Annotated in this window: 3 protein-coding genes; all 3 read left to right on the top strand. The window is 74.2% G+C overall.

Annotation, left to right across the window (positions count from 1 at the left end; all coding sequences use genetic code 11):
* On the top strand, window positions 1-1,204 hold a 1,204-nt coding region (locus EEJ42_RS33315), incomplete at its 5' end, for an outer membrane protein assembly factor BamB (RefSeq protein ID WP_148082113.1).
* 34 nt (window positions 1,205-1,238) lie between these two features.
* Window positions 1,239-3,320, top strand: coding sequence for an outer membrane protein assembly factor BamB family protein (locus EEJ42_RS33310; protein WP_123105746.1), 2,082 nt, complete (start codon window positions 1,239-1,241; stop codon window positions 3,318-3,320).
* A gap of 109 nt (window positions 3,321-3,429) precedes the next feature.
* Window positions 3,430-3,720 (top strand): hypothetical protein, encoded by a 291-nt coding sequence (locus EEJ42_RS33305; RefSeq protein ID WP_063728444.1) that lies wholly within the window; start codon window positions 3,430-3,432, stop codon window positions 3,718-3,720.
* Window positions 3,721-3,821 lie beyond the last annotated feature (101 nt).

Genomic DNA, 3,821 nt, shown 5'->3' with positions numbered 1-3,821 from the left:
GCTCGCCCTCGGCGGCGGCGTGCTCGCCGCGGGCGGCGCGGCGGGCGCCTGGGGCCTGCTCGCCCGCGACGGCGACACGGCGGCCACCCCGCCCAAGGGGGAGTCCCCGACCGCGTCCGGAGGAGCGTCGCGCCTCGTGTGGAAGGCCTCTGTCCAGTCTGACGGGATCGGCGACACCATCCCGTTTCCCGTCGGCGACGACCTGGCCCTGGTGTCCGACGCCGTACTGCTCTGCGTCGACGCGAGGACCGGCAAGCGGCGCGTGGAGCGTGACTTGAGCGGGGGGCCGAAGACCGTACTGTCGGACGGCCAGCGGCTGTTCGCGCTGGACAGTGGCCTCACGCGGATCCGGCTGGTCCCCGTCGACCTCACCACAGGGAGCTTCCGGGCGCCGCTCGCCGAGTTCGACGACCTCGACACGGTGGATACGCGCCTGGTAGTCGCGGTCGGCCGGGCCCTGATCCTGGAGGGGAAGACCACCAAGGGCTGGGTACGGATCGCCATCGACTCCCGCACCGGCAAGCAGCGGTGGCGCCGCCCGATGCCCGCTCCGCCGGAGGGCTCCATCGATTTGGCCGTGACCCCCATGGGATCGTCGTTCCTACGGACCGAGGAGAAGCTGGTCTCCCTGATCGACGCCCGCACCGGGGCGACCCGCTGGTCGGTGCGGATCCCCGAGGAGCTCTCGAACGTTCTCCCCGGGAGGACGCGGCACGCCATTTCGTCGGGCCACTTGTTCCTCGGCGCCTCGGAACTGCTCGCGCTGCGGCTCTCCGACGGCGAAACCGCGTGGCGCTTCGGCAAGGGCCGAAAGTTCGGCGAGCAGTACGAGGCGCCGCTCCCTCATTACGGCCCGCCGATCCTCAAGGACGGTGTCCTCTACACGGCGGAGCGCGACAACGGCGTCATCGCCCTGGAGCCCCGCAGCGGCCGCCTGCTGTGGGAGGAGGACAAGTCGACCGCGTCACCGCTCTCCTTCGCGGCCGCCCCCGCCGTGAACGGGAAGTACTTCTACGCCTCGCCGGACAACGACGCCCAGTGGATCGCGGCGATCGACCTGCGCACACACCGCGTGGCCTGGACCTTCCAGAGCCCCTTCGGAGACCAGGGCGGTGTGGCCCCGACGGTCATGGCGCTCCCCGCGGCCAAGCGGCTCATCGTCCTGCGCGGCTCCGCCGTGTGTGCCCTTGCGCTCGACGAGTAGCACTCGACCATCCCCACCCCACTTCAGGAGCCCCATGAACCCCCTCGGCACCGGCGATCCCCTCCGCCTCGGCCCGTACCGCCTCACCGGCGTGCTCGGGGCCGGCGGGATGGGGCAGGTGTACCTCGGGCGGGACGCGGCGGGCCGGACCGCGGCCGTCAAGGTGCTGCGGCCCGAGCTGGCGCACGATCCGGAGATGGCCCGGCGCTTCCTGCGCGAGGCGTACGCGGCGCAGGCCGTGCGCAGCGGCGGGGTGGCGCGGGTGCTGGCGGCGCAGACCGAGGGCGGACGGCCGTGGATCGCCACGGAGTTCCTGGTGGGGCCCACGCTCGACCAGGCCGTCGAACGCTACGGGGCTTTGAGCGAACCCGCCGTCAGGGCGCTGGGCGCGGCGCTGGTGACGACGCTGCGGGAGATCCACGGGGCCGGGCTCGTGCACCGCGACCTCAAGCCGTCGAACATCGTGCTGACCTCGCGCGGCCCCAGGATCATCGACTTCGGCATCGCCCGCCCCGAACACGGACTCACCCTCACCACCACCGGACAGACGCTCGCCACCCCCGGCTACGCCGCGCCCGAGCAGGTGTTGGGCCGACGGACCGGCCCGGCGGGGGACGTGTTCTCCCTCGGCGTGGTCCTGGCGTACGCGGCGGGCGGGCGACCCGTCTACGAGGGCGGGCACGTGGCCGCCGTGCAGTACCAAGTGGTGCACGGCGAGCCGGAACTGGACGCGGTGCCGGAGGGCCTGCGGACCCTGGTCGCACCCTGCCTCGCCAAGGAAGCCGCGGACCGGCCCGTCCTCGACGCGCTCGCCGGGCAGCTCGCGCCGCCACGCGGCGCCAGCCGGGTCTGGCGGACCGGTCCGCTCGCGGAGGACATCGCACGGCGCGAGGCGGACTCCCGGCGGATGGCCACCATGCCCGGCGACGAGCCGTCCCGCACCACCCGGCGCAGGCTGCTCACCACCCTCGCCGCGGGCGGCGCGGTGCTCGCGGCGGGCGGCGGGACCGGGGCGTGGTGGCTGCTGCGCGACGACGAGGCCGCGGCGGACGGTGCGCGGCCCTGGGACGCCAAGCCGCTGGCGGAGTACGACCAGGGCGTCGCGCCCTCACCCCTGTGGGGCCCCGTCGACATCGGCCCCCTGGACCTCGCCGACAAGGCCGTTCCCGCGCCGCTCCCCGTCCATGACCTCGTCGTCGTCCCGGCCAAGGACGGCCGACTGCGTGCCTACGGCGTACGCGACGGAAAGCCGCGCTGGACGTCGAAGACCACCGGTCTGACCGGACGCGCGCTCGCGGTCCCCGGCGATACCGAAGACACGGACGGCACCGGCGGCACCGTTCTCGCCACCGACACCCGGGGCGCGGTACGGGCGCTGCGCGCTGCGGACGGCACCGAGCGGTGGAAGGCCGACCGGGCGGACGCGCGCGCCCTGCTCGCCGCCGACGACCAGGCCGTCTACCTCACCACCCGCGACGGCCGGATCCGCGCCGTATCGCTCGCCTCCCGCACGACCCTGTGGACGGCGCCGGGGCCCGACGCCCGCACCACTCCCGCCGCGACGGCGGCCGGGGGCAGGCTCGTGGTCCATGGCGCCGGCGGCAAGGTGACCGGGCACGACACCTCCAGCGGCAAACCCGTCTGGCACCGCGACGGGCAGGGCTCCACTCCCCTCACCCCGGCCGTCGCCGACGGCACGGTCTATCTCGGCGGGCGCACCCTCGCGGCACTCTCGCTCGCGGACGGCAAGGAGAAGTGGGCGCGTACCGCCAGCGGCGATCTCGGCTGGAGCGCACCGGCCGTGCGCGACGGTGTCGTGCACGCCGTGGACGCCACCGACCTGACCGCCCGCCAGGCGTCGGACGGCTCGGACATCTGGTCGCTGCCGGTCGTGTCCGAGCAGCATCCGCTTGCGCCGCCGGTGGTGCAGGGCAACAGCGTCTGGGCGATGATCGACGACTTCGGCCAGCGGGGCATCGTGGCCGTGGACGCCCGCAGAGGAAGCGTCGCCTGGCCGTACGCCCAGGGCGGCGCGGGCAGCTGGCGACTGACCGGAGCCGGAAATCGGGTCTTCCTGCTGCACAACGAGAAGCTGACAGCCATGCCGGTGTTCTAGAAGGCACGGCCGTCCGGCCCGTTACCCGCCTGCATCGCGGCCTCAACTCCGCGGTCATCCCAGGCTGATTGATTCACCGCCACACCCACGCGATCTTTCGGAGACACCCTTGGACAGCGACGCGCTGGACGCGTACATACGGGCCCGACTGGCACTGGCCGGGGTCGACATCGACCAGCTCCCCGACGTGGCCGACCCCGAGACCGGTACCCCCACCCGGGCCGTGATCATGGTGGCGCTGCGCGAGTTCGTCGCCACGACGCCCGGCGCGCTGGCGGAGTGGACACCGCCGACGGGCGGCGTGGGCGGCGCGCTGGGGGCAGCGTACGCGCAGCAGGAGGCCGCGCCGCTCGCGTACCCGTCGATCACCACCGCCTGGACCGGGGAGGCGGACGGCTGATGGACCGGGACCTCAACCGTCGTACGTTCCTCGCCGCTTCGGCCGCCGCCGGGGCCGGTGGCGCCCTGGCCGCGTCCGCCGCACCGGCCGCCGCGGCCCCG

This window comes from Streptomyces botrytidirepellens, assembly GCF_003721215.1.
Lineage (GTDB): Bacteria > Actinomycetota > Actinomycetes > Streptomycetales > Streptomycetaceae > Streptomyces > Streptomyces himastatinicus.
The sequence above is the reverse complement of the archived record's forward strand: the minus strand, read 5'-3'. Positions and strand labels throughout refer to the sequence as shown.